Raw genomic sequence first — 23308 nt, forward strand, 5'->3', positions numbered from 1 at the left:
GTCGTCGCCGTCCTCGCGGTGGGCGGCGTGGACGGCGACGACCGGGCGCGGGTCGTGGCGCTGCGGGACGACGGAGCCGAGGGGGCCGGGAAGTCGACGAGGGGGCCGGGAACACGGCCGCCGTGGCTGCCGTTAGGCTGGGCAGGAAAGTTGAGTGGACCCCGCGCAAGTCGGGTACTCGACTCCCAGGCACCCAGAGAACCACCCCGGTACACACGGAAGAGAGGCCAGCTCCATGGCTCGAGCGGTCGGTATCGACCTCGGCACCACCAACTCCGTCGTCACCGTCCTGGAGGGCGGCGAGCCGACGGTCATCGCCAACTCCGAGGGTTCGCGCACCACCCCGTCCGTCGTCGCCTTCGCCAAGAACGGCGAGGTCCTCGTCGGCCAGTCGGCGAAGAACCAGGCGGTCACCAACGTCGACCGCACCATCCGCTCCGTCAAGCGGCACATGGGCACCGACTGGAAGTCGCCGGAGATCGACGGCAAGCGCTACACGCCGCAGGAGATCAGCGCCCGCATCCTGCAGAAGCTCAAGCGGGACGCCGAGACCTACCTGGGCGAGACGGTGACCGACGCGGTCATCACCGTCCCTGCCTACTTCGAGGACGCCCAGCGCCAGGCCACCAAGGAGGCCGGTGAGATCGCGGGCCTCAACGTCCTGCGCATCGTCAACGAGCCGACCGCCGCGGCGCTGGCCTACGGGCTGGACAAGGGCGAGACCGAGCAGACGATCCTCGTCTTCGACCTCGGTGGTGGCACCTTCGACGTCTCCCTGCTGGAGATCGGCGAGGGCGTCATCGAGGTGAAGGCCACCGCCGGCGACAACCACCTCGGTGGTGACGACTGGGACGAGCGGATCGTCAAGCACCTGGTGCAGACGTTCAACGCCTCCAACGGCATCGACCTGTCCAAGGACAAGCTGGCCATGCAGCGCCTCCGGGAGGCTGCCGAGAAGGCCAAGATCGAGCTGTCCGGCGCGCAGTCGACCAACGTCAACCTGCCCTACATCACCGCCGGCGCCGAGGGCCCGCTGCACCTCGACGTCACGATGACCCGGGCGGAGTTCCAGCGGCTCACCCAGGACCTGCTCGACCGGACCAAGGCGCCGTTCAACCAGGCGATCCGGGACGCCGGCATCTCGGTGAGCGAGATCGACCACGTCGTCCTGGTGGGTGGCTCGACCCGCATGCCGGCCGTCACCGACCTGGTCCGCGAGCTGACCGGCGGCAAGGAGCCCAACAAGGGCGTCAACCCCGACGAGGTCGTCGCCATCGGCGCCGCCCTGCAGGCCGGCGTCCTCAAGGGCGAGGTCAAGGACGTCCTGCTGCTCGACGTCACCCCGCTGTCCCTCGGCATCGAGACCAAGGGCGGGATCATGACCAAGCTCATCGAGCGCAACACCACGATCCCGACCAAGCGCTCGGAGATCTTCACGACGGCCGACGACAACCAGCCGTCCGTGCAGATCCAGGTCTTCCAGGGTGAGCGCGAGATGGCCGCCTACAACAAGAAGCTCGGCATGTTCGAGCTGACCGGTCTGCCGCCGGCGCCGCGCGGCGTCCCGCAGATCGAGGTGGCCTTCGACATCGACGCGAACGGCATCGTGCACGTGTCCGCCAAGGACCTCGGCACGGGCAAGGAGCAGTCGATGACCATCACCGGTGGCTCGGCCCTCCCCAAGGACGACATCGAGCGGATGATGCGCGACGCCGAGGCCCACGCCGAGGAGGACAAGCGCCGCCGCGAGGAGGCCGAGACCCGCAACCTGGCCGAGTCGCTGCAGTACCAGACCGAGAAGTTCCTGGCCGAGAACGGCGAGAAGATCCCGGCCGACAAGAAGGAGGAGCTCGGCGAGGCCCTCACCGAGCTGCGCTCCGCCCTCGGCGGCTCGGACATCGCGGCGATCAAGGCCGCGCAGGAGAAGGTCGCCCGCATCTCGCAGGAGGTCGGCGGGGCGCTCTACGCCCAGCAGGCCGAGGCGCAGAACGCGGCCGGCGCGGCCGGCGCCGGCGCGGGAACCCCGGGTGACGCCGGTACGTCCGGTACGACGACGAGCGACGACGACGTCGTCGACGCCGAGATCGTCGACGAGGACAACGACCGCCGATGACGGGCAGGGAAGAGGAGCCGCGGGTCGTCATCCGCGACAAGCGGCGCATCGACCCGACCAGCGGTGCCGTGCGGGAGCCGGCCGGCGAGCAGCCGGCCGGCGCCCGCACGGGCGTACACGGACCGACCTCGACCGCGCCGGGCCCGGCGCAAGGGGAGCAGATGAGCGAGCAGGAGACCGTCGCCGGCCAGCCGGTGGCGGAGGACGACCTTCCCCGCCAGCTGGCGGAGCGGACGGAGGACCTCCAGCGGGTCACCGCCGAGTACGCCAACTACCGCCGCCGGGTGGACCGGGACCGCCAGCTCGTGGTCGACCAGGCCGCCGAGCGGTTCGCCGCGCAGCTGTTCCCGATCGTCGACGACATCGAGCGGGCGCGCGACCACGGCGACCTGACCGGTGCCTTCAAGGTGGTCGCCGACCGCGTCCTCGGCCTGCTCGACGGGCTGGGCGTCGAGGCGTTCGGCCGGTCGGGTGACGCGTTCGACCCCGCGCTGCACGAGGCGGTCATGCACGACACCTCGCCCGAGGTCGACGTCCCCACGGCCACCACCGTGCTGCGGCAGGGTTTCCGCCGCGGGGACCGCGTGCTGCGGACGGCGATGGTCGCGGTCACCGACCCGGAGACCCCGGCGCCGGCGGCCTCGCCGGACGGCGCGGCGGCCGAGACCGCCCCGGCGCAGCCGGGCGACGGCGCTCCGGCGTCCGACTGATGCAGAGAGGGGGCGCCCGATGAGCACCCGGGACTTCATCGAGAAGGACTACTACGCCGCTCTCGGCGTCTCCCAGGACGCCGACGCGGCCGCGATCAAGAAGGCCTACCGCCAGCTGGCGCGCGACCTCCACCCGGACAAGAACCCCGGCAACGCCGAGGCCGAGGCCCGGTTCAAGGAGGTCTCCGAGGCCTACGACGTGCTGTCCGACACCAAGCGGCGGGCCGAGTACGACGAGGCCCGCCGGCTGTTCGGTGCGGGCGGGGCCGGAGCGCGGGCCGGCTTCCCCGGCGGAGCCGGCGGCGGTCAGCCCTTCGACCTCGGCGACCTGTTCGGCGGCGCCACCGCCGGCAGCGGCGGACGCGCGGGCGCCGGCGGGCTGGGCGACCTGTTCGGCGGCCTGTTCGGCGGCGGCGGGGGAGCGGGCTCGGCGCGGGCCCGCAGCCAGGCCGCGTCCGGCCCGGCCCGCGGTCAGGACGTCGAGACCGAGGCGACGCTCTCGTTCGACGAGGCCGTCCTCGGCGTGACCGTGCCGCTGCGCATGCAGAGCCCCGGCACCTGCCCGACGTGCGCCGGCAGCGGCGCGCGCCCGGGCACCTCCCCGCGCACCTGCCCGGTGTGCCAGGGAGCCGGGGTGACCAGCCGCAGCCAGGGCGCGTTCGCCTTCTCCGAGCCGTGCCGCAACTGCCGCGGCACCGGCACGGTGATCGACGACCCGTGCCCGACCTGCGCCGGCAACGGGGTGACCACCCAGACCCGCACCATCACCGTGCGGATCCCGGCCGGGGTCAAGGACGGCCAGCGCATCCGGCTGGCCGGCAAGGGCGCACCGGGGCGGCGCGGCGGGCCGGCCGGCGACCTGTTCGTCGTCGTCCACGTCTCCGAGCACGAGCTGTTCGGCCGCAAGGGCAACGACCTCACGATCACCGTGCCGATCACCTTCTCCGAGGCCACGCTCGGCACCACGCTGACCGTGCCCACGCTCGACGGCAACGTCTCGCTGAAGGTGCCCCCGGGCACCGCCAGCGGTCAGACGCTGCGCGTGCGCGGCCGGGGGGTGCCCGGCAAGGGCCGGGCCGGCGACCTGCTGGTCACCGTCGAGGTGGCGGTGCCCAAGCGGCTGTCCCCGGCGGCCGAGGACGCCGTCAAGGTGCTCGACGCCGAGCTCGGTGACCCGCGGCCGCGGATCACCGCCGCGGTGAAGGGAGGTACCCGGTGACCGCACCTCCCGACGGGGGGCGTGAGCGGCAGCAGGCCGGCCGGTCCGTCGCCGAGGACGCCCCGGTGTTCGTCATCTCCGTGGCCGCCGAGCTCGCCGGCATGCACGCGCAGACCCTGCGCCAGTACGACCGGCTGGGGCTGGTCCGCCCGGGGCGCACGGCCGGTGGCGGCCGCCGGTACAGCCCCCGCGACGTCGCCCTCCTGCGGGAGGTCCAGCGCCTCTCGCAGGAGGACGGCGTCAACCTGGCCGGCATCAAGCGGATCATCGACCTCGAGTCGCAGGTGGAGGCGCTCCAGCAGCGGGTGCAGGAGCTGCTCACCGAGCTCGAGCTCGCCGAGGCCCGGCGGATCGCCGCCGAGGCCGCCGTCCAGGCCGGGTACGGCCGGGACCTGGTGCCGCTGCGGCCCTCGACCTCGGCGCTGGTCGTCTGGCGCCCCCGGGAGGAACGGTGACCTCGGTCGACCCGCACGAGGCGATCGTGCGCGTGGAGCGGGAGATCGGCCTGCTGCTGCGCCGCTCCCGTGCCATCTCCGCGCGGCTCTCCCGGGAGCTGCACCCCGACCTGGACGGCGCGGCCTACGGCCTGCTCGCCCTCCTCTACGACGCCGGCCCCCTGCGGGCCAGCGACCTGGTCGCCCGGCTCGGGTTGGACAAGAGCACCGTCAGCCGCCAGGTCGCCTCGCTGGTCGACCTGGGTCTGGTGACCCGGGAGGCCGACCCCGCCGACGGCCGCGCGCAGGTGCTGCGCACCTCGGAGGAGGGCACGGCGCGGCTCACCCGCATCCGGGAGGCGCGAAGGGCCCGCTGGGAGTCCGACCTGGCGCACTGGCCCAGCGAGGACGTCGCGGTGCTCGGCGACCTCCTCGCGCGCCTCAACCGGCTCGGCGAGGCGCGGGACAGCGCCGACGCCGAGAGCCGGGAGGACGTCGCCCGCCGGTGACCCCCGCCGACCGGGTCGATGACCTGCTCGGACACGGGGCTCCTTCCCTCGCTGCTGAGGGGCGGGCGGGATCGGCGTCAGGCGGCCCCGGGGACACCCAGCGCCGAGACCGGCAGCCCTCGGATGGAGGCGTCGAGGACCTCGACGGTGTGTGCCATGCCGATGCGGACGCCGCGGCGGTCGAGCGACGCGGCGACCTGCATGAGACAGCCGGGGTTGGCCGTCACCAGCAGGGACGCCCCGGTGGCCGCGATGTTGGCCGCCTTGCGGTCGCCGAGCTCGCGCGCCGGCTCGGGGTTGAGCACGTTCCAGATGCCGGCCGAGCCGCAGCAGAGGGCGGCCTCGGGGATCTCCCGCAGCTCCAGGCCGGGGATCTGCCGCAGCAGCGCCCGCGGCTGGGCCCGCACGCCCTGGGCGTGCCCCAGGTGGCAGGCGTCGTGGTAGGCGACGCTGACCTCCAGCGGGTGGCGCGGGGCGACCGGGCCGAGCTCGGCGAGGAACTCCGAGACGTCCCGTACCCGGCCCGCGAGCCGCTCGGCGCGCTCCGCGTAGTCCGGGTCGTCGGCCAGCAGCTCCGCGTACTCCTTCATGCTGGAGCCGCAGCCGGCGGCGTTGACCACGACGGTGTCCACCCCGGCGGCCTCGAAGGTGTCGATCGTCCGGCGGGCGAACCGCTGGGCCTCGTCCTCGCGGCCGTTGTGCACCGACAGCGCTCCGCAGCAGCCCTGCCGCCGCGGCACGATGACGTCGCAGCCCTCGGCCGCGAGCACCCGCGCCGTCGCGGCGTTGACGCCGGGGAAGAACTCGCCCTGCACGCACCCGGTGAGCAGGCCGACGACCGCCCGGCGGGTCCCGGTGGCCGGCACCCGCTCCGGCAGCCGCTCCCGCTTCTCCAGGGGCGGCGCCAGGCTCTCCATCACGGCCAGCCTGGGGGCCAGCCGCTCGAGCAGGCCGCTGCGGCGGATGGCCCGGGGCAGCCCGCTGCGCTGGTAGGCCCGCAACGGCCCGCGCAGGGCGCGCAGGCGCCGCGGGTACGGGAACAGCGCGAAGATCGCGTTCCGCACGGCGCGGTCCTGCGGGGTGCGCTCGTGGTTGCGCTCGACCTGTGCCCGGGTGGCCTCGATGAGCCGGTCGTACTGCACCCCCGAGGGGCAGGCCGTCACGCAGGCCATGCAGCCGAGGCAGGCGTCGAAGTGCTGCACCATCGAGTCCGTCATCGGCTCGCCCTCGAGCCCCGACTTCATCAGGTAGATGCGCCCGCGCGGCGAGTCCATCTCCTCGCCCCACAGGGCGTACGTGGGACAGGTGGGCAGGCAGAAGCCGCAGTGCACGCAGTCGCTGACCAGCTCGGCCGAGGGGGGGTGGTGCTCGTCGAAGGCGCCGGGGGTCGGCATCCCCAGGGGCACGGGGCCGGGGCGCTCCGGCGTCGTCGTCATCAGATCCCTCCCACGAACCGGCCCGGCGCCAGTCGTCGCTCCGGGTCGAACTGGTCCTTCACCCGCCACATCAGGTCGAGCGCCGGGACCGGCCCCCAGGTGTCCAGGGCCTCCTTGACCCCCGGCGGGGCGTCGAGGACCACCAGCGCCCCGCCCGCCCCGGTGCACTCGGCCCGCAGCCGCGCCACCACCGTGCCGACGGCGGCCGGTTCGGCGTCCGCGGGCAGGGAGCCGTACAGCACACCGGCGCCCCCGGAGCCGCGCAGGTCGAGGTCGAGCCCGGCGTCGGCGGCGGCCGCCCGTGCGGTCGCCAGCACGCGGGCCAGGGCGGAGAGGACGAAGGTCGCCTTGAGCGCGGTCGGACGGCCGGGGCCGCCGGCCCACGGGTACCGCGCCCAGGACGCCGGGAGGTCGGGGGTCGCGGTGGCGTCCGCGCCGAGCAGCTGCAGGGTCGTGTCGGTCCGTCCCGCGACGCCGGCCTCGATGCCCTCCAGCAGCACCGACACCGAGCCGGGGCCGCCTGCGGGCCACTCGACCTCGACGGCCGACGGGACGACCTGCGCCTGCACGACCTGCTGCACGAGGCGCTGCGCCTCCTCGGGTCGGTCGAACGGCGCGGTGACGACACTGCGGGCGGCGGGCAGCGGGTGCAGCCGGAACAGCGCCTCGGTGATCACGGCGAGGGTGCCGAACGACCCGATGAGCAGCTTGCCGAGGTCGTAGCCGGCCACGTTCTTCACGACCCGGCCGCCGGCCTTGGCGACCACGCCGTCGGCCCGGACGACGGTGATGCCGATCAGCAGGTCGCGGGCGGTGCCGAAGGCGACCCGCCCGGGGCCGCTGGTGGCGGTGGCGAGCGTCCCGCCCACGCTGGCGCCCTCCACGGTCTCGTCCAGGGCCAGGCGCTGGCCGGCCGCGGCGACGGTCCGCTGCACCGCGGACAGCGGCGTCCCCGCCTGGGCCTCGACGATCAGGTCACCGGCCGCGTGGTCCAGCACGGCGTCCATCCGGCTGACGTCGACCACGAGGTCGACCCGCTCCGGCGGCCGGCCCCAGGAGGTCTTCGTCCCCCGGCCCCGGGGGACGACGGCCAGGCGGTGCGCGGCCGCGGCCCGCAGCACCTCGGCGACCTCCGCGGTGGACGCCGCCCGGGCCACCAGGGTCGGCTGCACGCCGTCGACGGCGTCCGCGGCGGTGGCGTCGGCGACGTCCCCGCAGGCGGACGTCAGCGCGCTGCGGGCCGCCTCCAGGCCCAGTCCGACGGCGGTCATCAGAACGCCTCCGCCTTGCCGGCCGCCACCAGCGGGTGCGGGGCGCCCTTCTTCCTCCCGGGGACCTCGCCGCACAGCCGGGGCGTGGGGAAGACCTTGCCGGGGTTGGCGATGCCGTCCGGGTCGAAGGCGCAGCGGACCAGCTGCATCGTGTCGAGGTCGTCGTCGCTGAACATCCGCGGCATGTACGCGGCCTTGTCGATGCCGACGCCGTGCTCGCCGGTGATCGACCCACCGGAGTTGATGCAGAGGTCGAGGATCGCCCCGCTGACCTCCTCCGCGGCCTTCCCCGCACCCTCGACCGCGTCGTCGAAGAGCACCAGCGGGTGCAGGTTGCCGTCGCCGGCGTGGAAGACGTTGGCGACCCGGACGCCGGAGGACGCGGACAGCTCGGCGATCGCCCGCAGCACCCCGGGCAGCGCCGTCCGCGGGATGACGCCGTCCTGGACGATGTAGTCGGGGCTGATCCGGCCCACCGCGGCGAACGCGGACTTGCGGCCCTTCCAGATCAGCGCCCGTTCCTCGGCGTCGGTGGCCACCCGCATCGCGAAGGCGCCGTGCTCCCGGCACATCCGCTCGACCTCGGCGAACTCGTGCTCGACCTCCACCGCGGGGCCGTCGAGCTCGACGACGAGCACCGCGCCGGCGCCGGCGGGGTAGTCGCAGTGGGTCGCGGCCTCGGCCGCCTCGATGGCCAGGGCGTCCATCATCTCGATCGCCGCGGGCACGATCCCGGCGCCGATGATCGCCGAGGTGGCCGCGCCCGCGTCGTCGGTGGTGGCGAAGCCGGCGAGGACCGTGCGCACGTCCTGGGGCAGGCGGGTCAGCCGCACGGTGATCTGCGTCGCCACGCCGAGGGTGCCCTCGGAGCCCACCACCGCGCCGAGCAGGTCGTACCCCGGGGCGTCGGGGGCCGGCCCGCCGAGCTGCACCACCTCGCCCTGGGGCGTCACGAACTCCGCGCCGCGGACGTGGTTGGTGGTGAAGCCGTACTTCAGGCAGTGCGCGCCGCCGGAGTTCTCGGCCAGGTTGCCGCCGATCGAGCAGATCTGCTGACTGCTCGGGTCCGGCGCGTAGTAGTAGCCCTGGGGGGTGGTCGCCTGCGTCAGCGAGAGGTTGACGACGCCGGGGTCGACGACCGCCAGCTGGTCGTCGGGGCGGATCTCGTGGATGGCCCGCATCCGCGAGGTGACCACGAGGACGCCGTCGGCCCGCGGGAGGGCGCCGCCGGACAGCCCGGTGCCCGACCCGCGGGCGACGAAGGGCACGCCGTGCTCGGCACAGGCGCGGACGACGGCCGCGAGCTGCTCGGTCGTCGCGGGGATCGCGACCAGGGCGGGGGTGACGCGGTAGTGCGCCAGCCCGTCGCACTCGTAGGTGCGCAGCTCGGTGTGGTCGGTGATGAGGCCGTCCGGCGGCAGGGCGGCGCGCACCGCCCGGGTCACCGCGGCGACGGCCTCGGGGTCGCGACCGGTCTCCCCGGTGGCGCCGGTCTCCTCCGGGGCGACCGGCCCGAGGACCGGTCCCGCCGTGGTCTCCGTGCCGTGCGTGCCGCCCATGGTGGCCCTCCGCTCAGCCTGCGTCGGTGGTCAGGGCATCCGCTCGTAGGCGGGCAGGGTGAGGAAGTCGGGGTACTCGTCGGCGAGCGCCATCTCGGTGAACAGCGCGCGGGCGTCGTCCCACCGGCCGGCGGCGAACGCGTCGCCCCGGGCCTGGCGCAGCGCGTCCATCTCCTCGGCGATGACCTGCTCGACGTGCTCGCGGGTGACCTGGGTCCCGTCGGACAGCCGGACGCCGTTGTGCAGCCACTGCCAGACCTGGCTGCGCGAGATCTCGGCGGTCGCGGCGTCCTCCATGAGGTTGTTGATGCCGACGGCGCCGGAGCCGCGCAGCCAGGACTCCAGGTACTGGATGCCGACGCTGACGTTGCTGCGCAGCCCGGCCTCGGTGACCTCGCCCGGGGTGGCGCGGACGTCGAGCAGCTGCGCAGGCGTGACCTGCACGTCCTCGCGCTTCCTGTCCAGCTGGTTGGGCCGGTCGCCGAGAACGGCGGTGAACACCTCCTTGCAGAGCTCGACCATCCCCGGGTGGGCCACCCAGGAGCCGTCGAAGCCGTCGTTGGCCTCGCGCTCCTTGTCCGCCCGGACCTTCGCGAACGCCTGCTCGTTGACCGCGGGGTCCTTGGACGGGATGAACGCGGCCATGCCGCCGATGGCGTGCGCCCCGCGCTTGTGGCAGGTGCGGACCAGCAGCTCGGTGTAGGCCCGCATGAACGGGACGGTCATCGTCACCGAGTTGCGGTCGGGGAGGAGGAACTCCTCGCCCCGGGTCCGGAAGGACTTGATGACGCTGAACATGTAGTCCCACCGGCCGGCGTTGAGCCCCGCGGAGTGGTCGCGCAGCTCGTGGAGGATCTCCTCCATCTCGAACGCCGCGGGGTAGGTCTCGATGAGGACCGTCGCGCGGATCGTGCCGCGCGGGATGCCGAGGAAGTCCTGCGCCAGGTTGAAGGCGTCGTTCCAGAGCCGCGCCTCGAGGTGGCTCTCCATCTTCGGCAGGTAGAAGTAGGGGCCGCGGCCCTTGTCGATCTGCTTCTGGGCGCAGTTGACGAAGTAGAGGGCGAAGTCGACGAGGCTGCCGGAGGTCGGCTGACCGTCGACGGTGATGTGCTTCTCGGGCAGGTGCCATCCCCGGGGGCGGACGACGATGGTCGGCAGCTCCTCGTCGGGGCGCAGCGTGTAGCTCTTGCCCTCGGGTGAGGTGAAGTCGATCGTCCGGTCCAGCGCGTCCTTGAGGTTGAGCTGGCCGTTGACGACGTTCTCCCACAGCGGGGTGTTGGCGTCCTCGTGGTCGGCCAGCCACACCTTCGCGCCCGAGTTCAGCGCGTTGATCGTCATCTTCCGGTCGGTGGGGCCGGTCATCTCGACGCGGCGGTCGACCAGGCCGGGCGCGGGGTCGGCCACCTGCCACGAGTCGTCGTCGCGCACGTGGGCGGTCTCGGGCAGGAAGTCCAGGGTCCCGCCGGCGGCGAGGGCCTCGACCCGCGCCCGGCGGGCGTCGAGCAGCTCCAGTCGCCGGGCGTTGAGCTCCCGGTGGAGGAGGGCGACCAGTTCGAGCGCCCGCGGGGTGAGGACCTCGTCGAACCGCTCTCCCCACGGGCCGGTGACCTCGAGGCCGGACACGTCCGCGATGGTGCTCATGGCGCTCCCTGTGGGTCGCAGTCCTGGAGGCGGAGACCCCGCCCGGTACCGGGGGGACGGCCCCTCCCGCTGGGTGCCGGGAGCCCCGGCTCAACCGAACGTAGTGACGCGGCTCACGCCCGGTCAAGGAGCGGCGGTGCCGAGGGTGCGCGCCGTCACATCAAGTTGCAGGCTGCAACCATATAGATGTATGGTTGCCGTCTGCAAGCACCATCGTGGCGAGGAACTCCCGTGCCCATCACCCCCGATACCTGCGACCGGCTGACCGCCGGCGTGGCCCGCATCGTCCGCACCGGGCGTCACCTGAGCGCCCGGGCCGCCGACGCCGTCTACGGCGACCTGCCGTCCTTCGGCTGGGCGCTGCTCGTGCCCCTGGAGCAGGACGGCGAGCAGCGCTGCAGCGCCCTGGCCGCGCGCGCCGGCATCGACGTCTCCGTGGCCAGCCGGCAGCTGGCCGCCCTCGAGCGCTCGGGCTACGTCGAGCGCCGTCCCGACCCCGACGACGGGCGGGCGAGCCTGCTGCACCTCACCGAGGCCGGCGCCGCCGCCCTCGCCGGCACCCGGGCGGCGCGCTCGGAGTGGGCGACGACCGCCCTGGCCGCCTGGGACGAGGACGACGCGCAGCAGCTGAGCGCGTTCCTCGAGCGCCTCGCGGCCGACCTCGAGCGCTCGTCCGCGTCCCCCGGGCGGGTGGCGTCGTGACCACCGGCCCCGCCACCTGCCCGCCCCGCTCCCTCGAACCGTCCAGGAGAACCGTGACCAGCACCCTCGAGCCCCGCACCGCCGGAGCCGCGCCCGCCGTCGAGACGGCGCCCGCCGAGCAGCAGGGGCGGATGTCGCACCGGCAGATCCTCGAGGCGCTGTCGGGCATGTTGCTCGCGATGTTCGTGGCGTTCCTGTCCTCGACCGTCGTCTCCAACGCCCTGCCGACGATCATCACCGACCTGCGCGGCACCCAGGGGCAGTACACCTGGGTGGTCACCGCGACCCTGCTGGCGAGCACCGCCAGCACGCCCATCTGGGGCAAGCTCAGCGACCTGTTCAGCAAGAAGCTGCTGATCCAGATCTCGATCGTCGTCTTCATCGCCGGGTCGATGCTGGCCGGTCTCGCGCAGTCGGTGGACACGCTCATCGCCTGGCGGGTGCTCCAGGGTCTCGGGCTCGGCGGCATCCAGGCGCTCGTGCAGATCGCGATGGCGGCGATGATCAGCCCGCGGGAGCGCGGCCGGTACTCCGGCTTCATCGGCGCGGTCATGGCGGTGGCCACCGTCGGCGGCCCGCTGATCGGCGGCGTCCTGGTCGACACCGAGTGGCTCGGCTGGCGGTCGGTGTTCTACGTCGGCGTCCCCTTCGCCGTCGTCGCCCTGGTCCTGCTCCAGCGGACCCTGCACCTGCCGGTCACCAAGCGCCACGTCCGGATCGACTACCTCGGCGCGACGTTCCTGACCGCCGGCGTCTCCGCGCTGCTCATCTGGGTCACCCTGGCCGGCGGGACCTTCGCCTGGTGGTCGCTCGAGACGGCGCTGTTCGTGGCCGGCGGGCTGCTGGCCATCGCGGCCTTCGTCGTCACCGAGCTGCGGGCCGCCGAGCCGATCGTCCCGCTGCGGCTGTTCCGGGACCGGACGACGACGCTGGCGATCGTCGCCAGCATCTCGATCGGTGTGGCCATGTTCGGCTCGTCGGTCTTCCTCGGGCAGTACCTGCAGATCTCCCGCGGCTACTCGCCCACCGCGGCCGGCCTGCTCACCATCCCGATGGTGGCCGGGCTGCTGCTCTCCTCGACCGTCTCGGGCCTGCTCATCACCCGCTCCGGCCGGTGGAAGCGGTTCCTGGTCGCCGGCTCGTTCCTGGTGGTCGCCGGGTTCGGGCTGCTGGCGACGATCGACCACGAGACCGACATGGTGCTGCTCGGGGTCTTCCTGTTCGTCCTCGGCGTCGGTATCGGCATGACGATGCAGAACCTCGTGCTGGCCGTGCAGAACACCGTCGCGGCCCGCGACCTCGGTGCGGCCAGCTCGGCGGTGGCCTTCTTCCGCAGCCTGGGCGGCACGATCGGCGTCTCGGTCCTCGGCGCGGTGCTCAGCTCCCGCGTCGGCGACCTGATCGCGCAGGGCCTGGCCGGCGTCCCGGGTGCCGCGCAGGCGGCCGGTTCCGGGGACGTCGGGCTGGCCGACCTCGCCGACGCCCCGCCGGCGATCCGCTCGCTCATCGCGGTCTCCTACGGCGACGCGACGGGCCGGGTCTTCCTGATCTCCGCCGTCATCTCGGTCGTGGCCGTGCTGGCCGTCCTCGCCATCCGCGAGGTGGCGCTGCGGACCGAGAGCGGCGAGGAGCGCCTGCGCAGCGGCCGTTGAGCGACCGACGGACGGCGGCCCGGCCCCTGCGAGAGGGAGCGGGCCGCCGTCGTCTGCGCCGGCCCGGTGGCGGGGCCGGGGCCTCCTAACTCTCCAGGGTCGCGTCCAGCGTTACCTCGTCGACGCCGGCCAGGGCCTTGCTCACCGGGCAGCCGGCCTTGGCGGCCTGGGCGGCCTTCTCGAAGCCGGCGGCGTCGAGCCCCTCCACCTCACCGCGGACGGTGAGCGCGATCTTCGTGATGTGCGGGCCGCCGTCCTTCTGGCCGAGGGTGACGTCGGCGGTGATCTCCAGGGACTGCGGCGTGCCGCCGGCCTTGCCGATCTCGTTGGACAGGGCCATCGCGAAGCAGGACGAGTGGGCCGCCGCGATCAGCTCCTCGGGGCTGGTCGTGCCGCCGGCGTCGTCCGCCGCGCGCTTGGGGAACGAGACCTCGTAGGTGCCGACCTTCGAGCTGGACAGCTCGACCTGGCCGGACCCCTCCTGCAGCGTGCCGTTCCAGGCGGTGCGAGCAGTGCGGGTGGGCATGGCGTTCCTCCTCCTCGGACGGGTGTCGAGGAGCCGCTACCCGGGTCGGTTGTCGGCAACCACCCGGGTGCGCCGGGTCAGTTCCTGTTGACCCGCTCGGTGACCACGTTGAGCTTGGCCCGCAGGTCGGCGAACTCCTCGCGGTCGAGGTCGAGTGCGCAGATGATCTCCCCGGAGATCGACTCGGCCTTCTCCCGCAGCGCCCGGCCCGCGTCGGTGAGGGCGATGGACACCGAGCGCTCGTCCTCCACCCGCCGGTGACGGGTCACCAGGCCTGCGGCGGTGAGCCGCTTGAGCAGCGGCGAGAGCGTGCCGCTGTCCAGGGACAGACGCGCGCCGAGCTGCCCGACGGTCTGGTTGTCGGTCTCCCAGAGCAGCATCATCACGAGGTACTGCGGGTAGGTCAGCCCGATCGCGTCGAGGAGCGGGCGGTAGCGCGCCGTCATCGCGCGGGACGCGGCGTAGAGCGCGAAGCACAGCTGGTCCTCGAGGACAGCGCTCGGTGCCGGCAGTCGGGTCACGCGCAAGATTCTAGGCCGCTCACCCGGGGGCTACCGGGGGTTGCCCCCGCAGTGACCTCGGAGGAGGGGGTCGTCCGGCTCTTGCGGCGAGGACGCGCAGCCAGGTTGAGTGGAACAGACTCAACTCCGCGTACGTTGGATCAGGCGACAACCCCGGCCGGGTCCCCGGCCGCTCCCGGAGAGGACCGTCCCCACCGACCATGCAGAGCAAGCTCACCACCCGTTCGCAGGAGGCGATCGCGGCCGCCCAGCGGCTGGCGGTCGACCGCGGCCAGGCGGCCCTGGAGCCGCTGCACCTGCTCGTCGCCCTCCTCGAGCAGTCCGACGGCATCGCCGCCCCGCTGCTCAAGGCCGTGGGAGCCGATGCCGCCGACGTCCGCGCCAAGGCCGAGGCCGCCATCCGGCGGATGCCCAGCGTCAGCGGCGCGACCGTGCCCGCACCCTCCCCGTCCCGCGAGCTGCTGCGCGTGCTCAACGCCGCCGGTGAGCAGGCCAGCGCCCTGGGCGACGAGTACGTCTCCACCGAGCACCTCCTGGTCGGCCTCGCCGAGGTCGAGGGGGAGGCCGCCACGGTGCTGAAGAGCGCCGGCGCCACCCGCGACGCGCTCCTGGCCGCCTTCCGCACCGTGCGCGGCAACCGCAAGGTCACCAGCCCCGACCCGGAGGGCACCTTCCAGGCGCTGGAGAAGTACGCCGTCGACCTGACCGCGCGGGCGCGCGAGGGCAAGATCGACCCGGTCGTCGGCCGCGACACCGAGATCCGCCGGGTCGTGCAGGTGCTGTCGCGGCGCACCAAGAACAACCCGGTGCTCATCGGCGAGCCCGGCGTCGGCAAGACGGCGATCGTCGAGGGGCTGGCGCAGCGGATCGTGGCCGGCGACGTCCCGGAGAGCCTCAAGGGCAAGCGGCTCATGGCGCTGGACCTGGCCTCGATGGTGGCCGGCGCGAAGTACCGCGGTGAGTTCGAGGAGCGGCTCAAGGCCGTCCTGCAGGAGATCACCGAGTCCGAGGGCCAGGTCGTCACCTTCATCGACGAGCTGCACACCATCGTCGGTGCGGGCGCGACCGGGGACTCCGCGATGGACGCCGGCAACATGATCAAGCCGATGCTCGCCCGCGGCGAGCTCCGGATGGTCGGCGCGACCACCCTCGACGAGTACCGCGAGCACATCGAGAAGGACCCCGCCCTCGAGCGGCGCTTCCAGCAGGTCTTCGTCGGCGAGCCCAGCGTCGAGGACACCATCGGCATCCTCCGCGGCCTCAAGGAGCGCTACGAGGTGCACCACGGCGTCCGGATCACCGATGCCGCGATCGTCGCCGCCGCCACCCTGTCGGACCGGTACGTCACGGCCCGCTTCCTGCCGGACAAGGCCATCGACCTGGTCGACGAGGCCGCCAGTCGGCTGCGCATGGAGATCGACAGCCGGCCGGTCGAGGTCGACGAGGTCGAGCGCGCCGTCCGCCGGCTCGAGATCGAGGAGATGGCGCTGGCCAAGGAGGACGACCCGTCGTCGGTGGAGCGGCTGGCGGCGCTGCGCGCCGACCTGGCCGACAAGCGCCAGCAGCTCGACGAGCTGACCGCGCGCTGGCAGCAGGACAAGAACGCGATCGTCCGCATCCAGCAGATCAAGGAGGAGCTGGAGCGAGCCCGCCTGGAGGCCGACCGGGCCGAACGGGACGGCGAGCTGGCCAAGGCCGCCGAGCTGCGCTACGGCCGGCTGCCGCAGCTGGAGAAGGCGCTCGCGGACGCCGAGGCGTCGGTCGCGGGCGGCGACTCGATGCTCAAGGAGGAGGTCGGCCCCGACGACATCGCCGAGGTCGTCCAGGCCTGGACCGGCATCCCCGCGGGCCGGCTGCTCGAGGGCGAGACCCAGAAGCTGCTGCGGATGGAGGACGAGCTCGGCAAGCGGGTCGTCGGCCAGCCGGACGCCGTCCGCGCCGTCTCCGATGCCGTGCGCCGTGCGCGCTCCGGCGTGTCCGACCCCGACCGGCCCACCGGCTCGTTCCTGTTCCTGGGCCCCACCGGCGTGGGCAAGACCGAGCTGGCCAAGGCGCTGGCGGAGTTCCTGTTCGACGACGACCGGGCGATGGTCCGCATCGACATGAGCGAGTACTCCGAGAAGCACTCGGTGGCCCGGCTGGTCGGCGCCCCGCCCGGCTACGTCGGCTACGAGGCCGGCGGCCAGCTGACCGAGGCGGTGCGGCGGCGTCCGTACACGGTGGTCCTGCTCGACGAGGTGGAGAAGGCCCACCCGGACGTCTTCGACGTGCTGCTGCAGGTCCTCGACGACGGCCGGCTCACCGACGGCCAGGGCCGGACGGTGGACTTCCGCAACACCATCCTGATCCTGACGTCGAACCTCGGGTCGCAGATCATCGCCGACCAGTCGCTGCCCGAGGAGCGCCGCCGGGAGGGCGTGCTCGACGTCGTGCGCGTGCACTTCAAGCCCGAGTTCCTCAACCGGCTCGACGACGTCGTGGTCTTCCGCGCGCTGGGCAGCGAGGAGCTGGCCGGCATCGTCGACATCCAGGTGGGCGTGCTCGCCCGCCGGCTGGCGGCCCGCCGGCTGACCCTGCGGGTCACCGACGCCGCCCGGGAGTGGCTGGCCATCAACGGCTTCGACCCGGTCTACGGCGCCCGGCCGCTGCGCCGGCTGGTGCAGTCGGCCATCGGCGACCAGCTGGCCAAGGCGCTGCTCGCCGGCGACATCCGGGACGGCGACGAGGTCGTCGTCGACGCCCCGGAGGACCTCTCCGTCGACGGGCTGACCGTCTCCCGCGGCTGAAGAAGGACCCCCTGCCCCAACCCCTCGCGTCGCTCGGGGCGGGACCCTGCAGGGGGGCCGTCCGGGCCCGTCGTCCCTCCCCGGGACGGCGGGCCCGGCGTCGTTCCGGTATCGATGGGCGCCGGAGCCTGGCCTCCCTCCCGGCCGGTGGGTGATCATCGCCGCCGACGCACGGACCGGACAGGGAGCGCAGCAGATGACCTCAGGGCAGGGCGGCCAGGACCCCCAGGGCTGGCAGGGGCAGCCGCCACAGGGCTGGCAGACACCGCCGCAGGGCTGGCAGGCGCCGCCGCCACCCGGGCCGTACGGCTACGCCCCCGCGCCCTCGGCGCCGGGCTGGGAGCCGCCTCCCGCCCCGGAGCGGCCCACGACCGTGCGGGTCGGCGTCGGGGCGTTCATCGCCACGCTGATCCTCGGCCTCATCTCCTCGCTGGTGCAGTTCTCCGACGTCGACAGCCTGGTCGCGGAGACGGTGGCCGTCTCGAACGACCCCGCCCTGACCGAGGACGTCGTCCGGGCCGGGCTGGTCGTCGGCGCCGTGGTCGGCCTGCTGCTCGTGGCGCTCGAGGCGCTGTTCATCTGGTTCGCCTGGCAGGGGCGCAACTGGGCCCGCATCGTGCTCTGGGTGCTCGGTGGCCTGAGCGTGCTCTTCGGCCTGGTCGCCCTGGGCGGGGCCGCGGGCGGCGCCGCGGGCTCCGGGTTCCTCGACTCGCTGTCGGTGATCTCGCTGCTGCTGACCGTCGTCGGGATCGTCGCCCTGGGGATGAAGCCGTCCAACGAGTGGTACACCGCCGTGGGCCGGCGCCGGGCCGCGGGGCTGCGCTGACCGGCACCCCGTCGTCCGCCGGCTGAACCGATCGGGCGGTCCGGCCCGGTGACCTGCCGCAACCAGCACCGGCCGGGCCGCCCCCTCCGGCGCCACCGGACTGAGCTCCACCCGGGTGCTCGTCACCCGACCCGCGGCGCCGTGCGGGGCGTGGTGCCCGGCGGCCCCGGACCGGGCGGGGATGATGGCGGCGTCCAGGACGAAGGAGCTCCATCCCCGTGAAGCGCACCCCCTCCCGCCGCGCCCTGCTCGCCGCCGCCGCGGCCCTGGCGGTCCCGCTGGGCGCCTGCGGCTCGGGCGACCCCGCTCCGGCCGGCGACACCACCGCGGCGGAGCCGACCACCCCTCCGGCGGCCACCACGACGGCGCCGGCCGTGACCGGGCCGGTGGGGCCCGGCTGCGGCGCGCTGCCCGCCGAGGGGGAGGGCAGCACCGCCGGGATGGCCGACGACCCGCTGGCCACGGCGGCGGCCAACAACCCGCTGCTGACGCACTTCACGTTCTTCGTGCAGACCGCCACGCTGGTCGACTCGCTCAACACCACCGAGGACATCACCGTCCTGGCCCCGGTCAACCCGGCGTTCGAGGCGGTGCCGCGGGAGGGGCTCGACACCCTCGTCACCGACACCGCGCGGCTGACCGCCGTCCTCACCCACCACGTCATCGCCGGGCGGCTCGGTCCCGAGGAGCTGGCCGGCACCCACGCCACGCTGGCCGGGGACGAGGTGGCCATCGAGGGCTCGGGGCAGGACTTCACGATCGCCGCCGACCAGACCCTGCTCGGCGCCGCGGACGCCACGGTCACCTGCGGCAACATCCCGACGGCGAACGCCACGGTCTACCTCGTCGACCAGGTGCTCGCCCCGGCCGCCTGATCACCGGTTGCGGCGGGCGATGGCGGTGGTCAGCGCGGTGGCGAACGCCGTCCAGGCCGCGTAGGGAGCGAGGGCGGCCGCCGCCGGGCCGCTGACCGTGGCCGCGCGGCGGACCAGGTCCGCGGTGGAGGCGGTGAGGACGGCGGCCTCCGCGGCGGCCGCCCACGGCCGGTGGGCCCGGAAGAGCAGCGGCGTCCAGCCGGCGTTGAGGACCAGGTTCAGCGCGTAGGCCCGGGCGAACGGACGTCCTGCGTCCCCGGCGCGGGTGAGCACCTCGCCGGCGGCCCAGGCCATCCCGGCGTAGAGCGCGGTCCACACGATGCCGAAGGTCTGCGGCGGCGGGTACCAGGACGGCTTGTCCAGGCGGCGGAACCACCGGCTCCCCGGGTCGGTGGCCAGCCCGCCCAGCACGGCGGCCGCCAGCGGTCCGGCAGCGGCGGCGAGCCGGGTCCGGGGAAGCGCCATGTCCCATGGTGGCCCCTCAGTAGGGTCGGGCGCATGCAGAAGGACCCCGTCCCTCCCCACCCCTCGTCCCCCGGGGCGGGCCCCTGGGGCGGAGCCGCCACCCCGGACCGCGACCGGCTGCTCGAGCTCATCGTCGAGCTCGCCGTGGTGCACGGGCGGGTCACCCTCTCCTCGGGGCGCGAGGCCGACTGGTACATCGACATGCGCCGGCTGACCCTCCACCACGAGGGCGCGCCGCTGGTCGGCCGGGTGATGCGCCAGCTGACCGGCGACCTGCGCTACGACGCCGTGGGCGGGCTCACCCTCGGCGCCGACCCGGTCGCCACGGCGATGCTGCACGCGGCGGCCGCCGGGGAGGGGTTCCTCGACGCCTTCGTGGTCCGCAAGGCGGGCAAGGCGCACGGGCTGCAGCGGCGGATCGAGGGTCCCGACGTCGAGGGGCGCGCCGTCCTCGTGGTGGAGGACGTCTCCACCACCGGCTCCAGCCCGCTGACCGCGGTCGAGGCGCTCCAGGAGGCGGGAGCCGAGCCGGTGGCGGTCGCGGTGATCGTCGACCGGGGCGGGCGGGCCGCGGTGGAGGCCGCCGGCCTGGAGTACCGCGCCGCCTACACCCTCGCCGACCTCGGCCTCGAGTGAGCGCGCGCCCTCGACGAGGGCATCGGCGCTCGCGCCGTACGGTGTGGCGGTGACCACGGTGACGACGGCCTGGGTGGCCGAGCTGGTCGACGTCCTGGGCTCCGACAGCGTCCTGACCGACCCCGACGTCACCGCGTCCTACGCTCGGGACCAGGCCATGCTCGCCGAGTCCGGGACGCCTGCGGCGGTCGTCCTCCCCCGCAGCACCGCCGAGGTGGTCGCGGTTATGCAGGTGGCGTCGCGGCACGGCGTCCCGGTCGTCCCGCGCGGCGCCGGCTCGGGGCTCGCCGGGGCCAGCAACGCCGTCGACGGCGCGATCACCCTGGTCACCACCCGTATGGACGCCGTGCTGGAGGTGTCCCCGGCCGACCGGCTGGCCGTCGTCCAGCCCGGGGTGGTCAACAAGCAGCTGCGCGACGCCGTGGCCGGCGCGGGGCTGTTCTACCCGCCGGACCCCTCCAGCTACGACTGGTGCACCATCGGCGGCAACCTCTCCACGAACTCCGGCGGGCTGTGCTGCGTCAAGTACGGCGTCACCAGCGACTACGTGCTCGGCCTGGAGGTCGTGCTCGCCGACGGGCGGGTGCTGCGCACCGGGCGGCGCACCGTGAAGGGCGTCGCCGGGTACGACCTGGCCCGGCTGTTCGTCGGCTCGGAGGGCACCCTCGGCGTCATCACCGAGGCGACGCTGGCCCTGCGCCCGGCGCCGCAGCGGCCGGTCACGCTGGTCGCCACGTTCGCCACCACCGCGCAGACCGGGCAGGTCGTCGAGCGGGTGGTCACCAGCGGCCTGGTGCCCAGCCTGCTCGAGGTCATGGACAACACCTGCATCTGCGCCGTCGACGACCTGCTGCACGCCGACCTCGACCGCGACGCCCACGCCCTGCTGGTCGCGCAGTCCGACACCGGCGGGGAGGCCGCCGTCCGGGAGATCGAGGCGCTCGCGCAGCTGTGCCGCGACGCCGGGGCCGACCTCGTGCACACCACCGACGACCCGGCGGAGGGCGACCTGCTGCTGGCCGCCCGCCGCATGGCGCTGCCGGCGCTGGAGCGGCTGGGCACCCCGCTCGTCGACGACGTCGCCGTGCCGCGCTCGCGGGTCGCCGCATTCATCGACGGCTGCGAGGCCATCGCCGGGCAGCGCGGGCTCACCGTCGGCGTCGTCGGGCACGCCGGCGACGGCAACATGCACCCGACGATCTGCTTCGACCCGGCCGACGCCGACCAGCGCGACCGGGCCTTCACCGCGTTCGACGACATCCTCGAGCTCGGCCTCTCCCTCGGCGGCACGATCACCGGCGAGCACGGCGTCGGCTCGCTCAAGGTCGACTGGCTGGAGCGGGAGATCGGCCCGGTGTCGCTGGCGGTGCACCGCTCGATCAAGGACGCCCTCGACCCGGCCGGGCTGCTCAACCCCGGCACGGTGCTGCGGCGGCGCTGACCGGCGCCCGGGCCGGGGTGACACGCTGACCGCATGAGCGCAGAACGCCTGCTCGTCATCGGTGGGGACGCCGCGGGGATGTCCGCGGCCGCCCAGGCCCGGCGGCTGCGGGGTGCCGCCGACCTCGCGATCACCGTGCTGGAGCAGGGGGACGAGGTCTCGTACTCGGCGTGCGGCATCCCCTACTGGGTGGGCGACGTCGTCCCCGACCGCGACCGGCTGATCGCCCGCACGCCGCACGAGTTCGCCGCGCAGGACATCGACGTCCGCACCGGCACGCGGGCCGAGGCGATCGATCTGGACGCCGGCACCGTGCGGACCGGCACCGGCCAGACGCTCGGCTACGACGCGCTGGTCGTCGCCACCGGTGGCCGGCCGCTGCGGCCCCCTGTCCCGGGGCTGGACGCCGACGGCGTGCACGGCGTGCACCGCCTGGCCGACGGCGCCGCCATCCGGGCCGCGGTGGCCGCCGGGGCCCGCCGCGCGGTGGTGCTCGGCGGCGGCTACATCGGCCTGGAGATGGCCGACGTGCTCTCCGCCCGCGGCCTGGCGGTCACCGTCGTCCTGGCCGACCCGCTGCCGATGTCACTACTGGACGCCGACATGGGCGAGCGGGTCTGCAAGGCCATGGGGGACATGGGCATCGACGTCCAGCCGAACCAGCCGGTGCGCGAGATCGAGACCGACGCCGACGGGGTGGTCCGCGCGGTGCGCACCGACGCCGGCAGCTACCCCTGCGACCTCGTCGTCCTCGGCCTGGGCATGGGCCCGGAGGTGGAGCTGGCCCGGGACGCCGGGCTGGCCCTGGGGCCGACCGGGGCGATCGACGTCGACCGCACGCAGCGCAGCCGCTCGCACCCGGAGGTGTTCGCCGCGGGGGACTGCGTGCAGACGTTCTCGCGGCTCACCGGCGACCCGGTGCACGTCGCGCTCGGCACGCACGCCAACAAGCAGGGCCGCGTGGCCGGGTCGGTGATCGCCGGCCGGCCGGCCCGGTTCGCCGGCGTCCTCGGCACCGCGCTGACCGCGATCGGGGACCTGGAGATCGGCCGCACCGGGCTGTGCACGACCCAGGCCGAGCAGGCCGGCTACGACGTCCGGGCCGAGACGATCGAGAGCACCACCCGCGCCGGCTACCACCCCGGGGCGGAGGCCATCACGGTGAAGCTGGTCAGCGACCGCGACTCCGGCCAGCTGCTCGGCGGGCAGATCGTGGGCGGGGCCGGCAGCGGCAAGCGCATCGACGTCCTGGCCACGGCGATCTGGGCGGGGCTGACGGCGGAGGAGTTCGCCGGCTCCGACCTCTCCTACGCCCCGCCGTTCTCCCCGGTCCACGACCCCGTCCTGGTCGCCGCCCGGGTGGCCAGCCGGTCGGAGCGGGGATGACGGCCGCCGAGGACGTCCGGGGCGCCGACTGGTACGGCGAGGACCTCTCCGGGCAGGAGCGCACCGGCGTAGTCCTCGGTGACGTCGACCTGTCCGAGACCACTGCCGAGGGGCTGGTCTTCACCGACTGCGAGTTCCGCGACTGCCGGTTCACCGTCGCCCGGTACACCGGCGCGGCGTTCGTGAACTGCACGTTCACCGGCTGCTCGTTCTTCGACGCCGACCTCACCGACTGCAAGCTGGTCGGTTCGCGGTTCGAGCGGTGCACGTTCGACCTGCTCACCGTGACCGGCGGCGACTGGTCGTTCGTCGCCCTGCGGGAGGCGGACCTGCGCCGGGCGACGATCACCGGCGCCCGCATGCGGGAGGCCGACCTGACCGGTGTCCGTGCCGGCGGTGCGACGCTGACGCACCTGGACCTCTCCGCCGCCGACCTCGACGGCGCCGACCTGTCCGGCGCGGACCTGCGCGGCAGCGACCTCTCGGCGGTCGACCCGCGGCGGGTCGAGCTGGCCGGAGCGCGGGTCGACCTCGTCCAGGCCGTCACGCTGGTGACCGCGCTGGGCCTGCGCGTGGAGCCCGCCACAGGGGAGTAGCGGG

General features: G+C 74.2%; 21 protein-coding genes. 14 read left to right on the plus strand and 7 right to left on the minus strand.

The window, feature by feature from the left end; all coding sequences use genetic code 11:
- Positions 1–235 precede the first annotated feature (235 nt).
- Genes dnaK through ACI789_RS10060 form a run of 5 tightly spaced genes read left to right on the plus strand, consistent with a single transcriptional unit; the run spans position 236 to position 4985 of the window.
- A complete protein-coding gene (dnaK, locus tag ACI789_RS10040; RefSeq protein WP_457008539.1) occupies positions 236–2113 on the plus strand; it encodes a molecular chaperone DnaK in 1878 nt (625 codons plus the stop codon).
- Entirely contained in the window at positions 2110–2823 is a 714-nt protein-coding gene (gene grpE, locus ACI789_RS10045; RefSeq protein ID WP_457008541.1) for a nucleotide exchange factor GrpE, read from the plus strand. The genes dnaK and grpE overlap by 4 nt, the downstream gene beginning before the upstream one ends.
- Positions 2824–2842: 19 nt before the next feature.
- Positions 2843–4042 (plus strand): molecular chaperone DnaJ, encoded by a 1200-nt coding sequence (gene dnaJ / locus ACI789_RS10050; protein WP_457008543.1) that lies wholly within the window; start codon positions 2843–2845, stop codon positions 4040–4042.
- A complete protein-coding gene (locus ACI789_RS10055; RefSeq protein ID WP_457008545.1) occupies positions 4039–4497 on the plus strand; it encodes a heat shock protein transcriptional repressor HspR in 459 nt (152 codons plus the stop codon). Before dnaJ ends, ACI789_RS10055 begins: the two co-directional genes overlap by 4 nt.
- Positions 4494–4985, plus strand: a complete 492-nt coding sequence (locus ACI789_RS10060) for a MarR family winged helix-turn-helix transcriptional regulator (RefSeq protein ID WP_456916441.1) — start codon at positions 4494–4496, stop codon at positions 4983–4985. The genes ACI789_RS10055 and ACI789_RS10060 overlap by 4 nt, the downstream gene beginning before the upstream one ends.
- Positions 4986–5062: 77 nt before the next feature.
- On the opposite strand, the gene glcF is transcribed toward ACI789_RS10060, so the two are convergent.
- From glcF to aceB, 4 genes are read right to left on the minus strand one after another with little or no spacing between them, the layout of a single operon-like run.
- Positions 5063–6421, minus strand: coding sequence for a glycolate oxidase subunit GlcF (glcF, locus tag ACI789_RS10065; RefSeq protein ID WP_457008547.1), 1359 nt, complete (start codon positions 6419–6421; stop codon positions 5063–5065).
- Positions 6421–7692: an FAD-binding oxidoreductase gene (locus ACI789_RS10070; RefSeq protein WP_457008549.1), complete on the minus strand. Its 1272-nt coding sequence runs from the start codon at positions 7690–7692 to the stop codon at positions 6421–6423. Before ACI789_RS10070 ends, glcF begins: the two co-directional genes overlap by 1 nt.
- A complete protein-coding gene (locus tag ACI789_RS10075) occupies positions 7692–9251 on the minus strand; it encodes an FAD-linked oxidase C-terminal domain-containing protein (RefSeq protein ID WP_457008551.1) in 1560 nt (519 codons plus the stop codon). Before ACI789_RS10075 ends, ACI789_RS10070 begins: the two co-directional genes overlap by 1 nt.
- A gap of 30 nt (positions 9252–9281) precedes the next feature.
- On the minus strand, positions 9282–10892 hold the full coding sequence (gene aceB / locus ACI789_RS10080; protein WP_457008553.1) for a malate synthase A: 1611 nt from the start codon (positions 10890–10892) through the stop codon (positions 9282–9284).
- Between the two features lie 231 nt (positions 10893–11123).
- On the opposite strand from aceB, the gene ACI789_RS10085 reads away from it, so the two are divergent.
- Entirely contained in the window at positions 11124–11594 is a 471-nt protein-coding gene (locus tag ACI789_RS10085) for a MarR family winged helix-turn-helix transcriptional regulator (RefSeq protein ID WP_457008555.1), read from the plus strand.
- A 53-nt stretch (positions 11595–11647) separates the two neighbouring features.
- Complete coding sequence (locus ACI789_RS10090) at positions 11648–13246, plus strand: MDR family MFS transporter (protein ID WP_457008557.1); 1599 nt, start codon at positions 11648–11650, stop codon at positions 13244–13246.
- Between the two features lie 85 nt (positions 13247–13331).
- Here the strand turns inward: ACI789_RS10090 and ACI789_RS10095 are convergent, their stop codons facing one another.
- The gene (locus tag ACI789_RS10095) at positions 13332–13772 is read right to left on the minus strand and encodes an OsmC family protein (protein WP_456916434.1); all 441 of its coding nucleotides are present in this window, start codon (positions 13770–13772) and stop codon (positions 13332–13334) included.
- A 77-nt stretch (positions 13773–13849) separates the two neighbouring features.
- Positions 13850–14293 carry a MarR family winged helix-turn-helix transcriptional regulator gene (locus ACI789_RS10100; protein WP_457008560.1) on the minus strand — a complete coding sequence of 148 codons (444 nt, stop codon included), beginning with the start codon at positions 14291–14293 and terminating at the stop codon, positions 13850–13852.
- 200 nt (positions 14294–14493) lie between these two features.
- On the opposite strand from ACI789_RS10100, the gene clpB reads away from it, so the two are divergent.
- The 3 genes from clpB to ACI789_RS10115 all read left to right on the plus strand — a co-directional run bounded on the left by clpB (position 14494) and on the right by ACI789_RS10115 (position 18780).
- Entirely contained in the window at positions 14494–17079 is a 2586-nt protein-coding gene (clpB, locus tag ACI789_RS10105) for an ATP-dependent chaperone ClpB (RefSeq protein ID WP_456916432.1), read from the plus strand.
- A 196-nt stretch (positions 17080–17275) separates the two neighbouring features.
- Positions 17276–17905 carry a hypothetical protein gene (locus ACI789_RS10110; protein WP_456916431.1) on the plus strand — a complete coding sequence of 210 codons (630 nt, stop codon included), beginning with the start codon at positions 17276–17278 and terminating at the stop codon, positions 17903–17905.
- A 218-nt stretch (positions 17906–18123) separates the two neighbouring features.
- On the plus strand, positions 18124–18780 hold the full coding sequence (locus ACI789_RS10115) for a fasciclin domain-containing protein (RefSeq protein ID WP_457008563.1): 657 nt from the start codon (positions 18124–18126) through the stop codon (positions 18778–18780).
- Here the strand turns inward: ACI789_RS10115 and ACI789_RS10120 are convergent, their stop codons facing one another.
- The gene (locus ACI789_RS10120) at positions 18781–19245 is read right to left on the minus strand and encodes a TspO/MBR family protein (protein ID WP_457008565.1); all 465 of its coding nucleotides are present in this window, start codon (positions 19243–19245) and stop codon (positions 18781–18783) included. It lies immediately after the preceding gene.
- A gap of 33 nt (positions 19246–19278) precedes the next feature.
- Here ACI789_RS10120 and pyrE point away from each other — a divergent pair, with 33 nt between their 5' ends.
- From pyrE to ACI789_RS10140, 4 genes are read left to right on the plus strand one after another with little or no spacing between them, the layout of a single operon-like run.
- Positions 19279–19881, plus strand: a complete 603-nt coding sequence (pyrE, locus tag ACI789_RS10125; RefSeq protein WP_457008567.1) for an orotate phosphoribosyltransferase — start codon at positions 19279–19281, stop codon at positions 19879–19881.
- A gap of 49 nt (positions 19882–19930) precedes the next feature.
- Entirely contained in the window at positions 19931–21322 is a 1392-nt protein-coding gene (locus ACI789_RS10130; protein WP_457008569.1) for an FAD-binding oxidoreductase, read from the plus strand.
- A 33-nt stretch (positions 21323–21355) separates the two neighbouring features.
- Entirely contained in the window at positions 21356–22708 is a 1353-nt protein-coding gene (locus tag ACI789_RS10135) for an FAD-dependent oxidoreductase (RefSeq protein WP_457008571.1), read from the plus strand.
- Positions 22705–23304, plus strand: coding sequence for a pentapeptide repeat-containing protein (locus tag ACI789_RS10140; RefSeq protein ID WP_457008573.1), 600 nt, complete (start codon positions 22705–22707; stop codon positions 23302–23304). The genes ACI789_RS10135 and ACI789_RS10140 overlap by 4 nt, the downstream gene beginning before the upstream one ends.
- Positions 23305–23308 lie beyond the last annotated feature (4 nt).

This window comes from Geodermatophilus sp. SYSU D00965 (genome assembly GCF_054050075.1).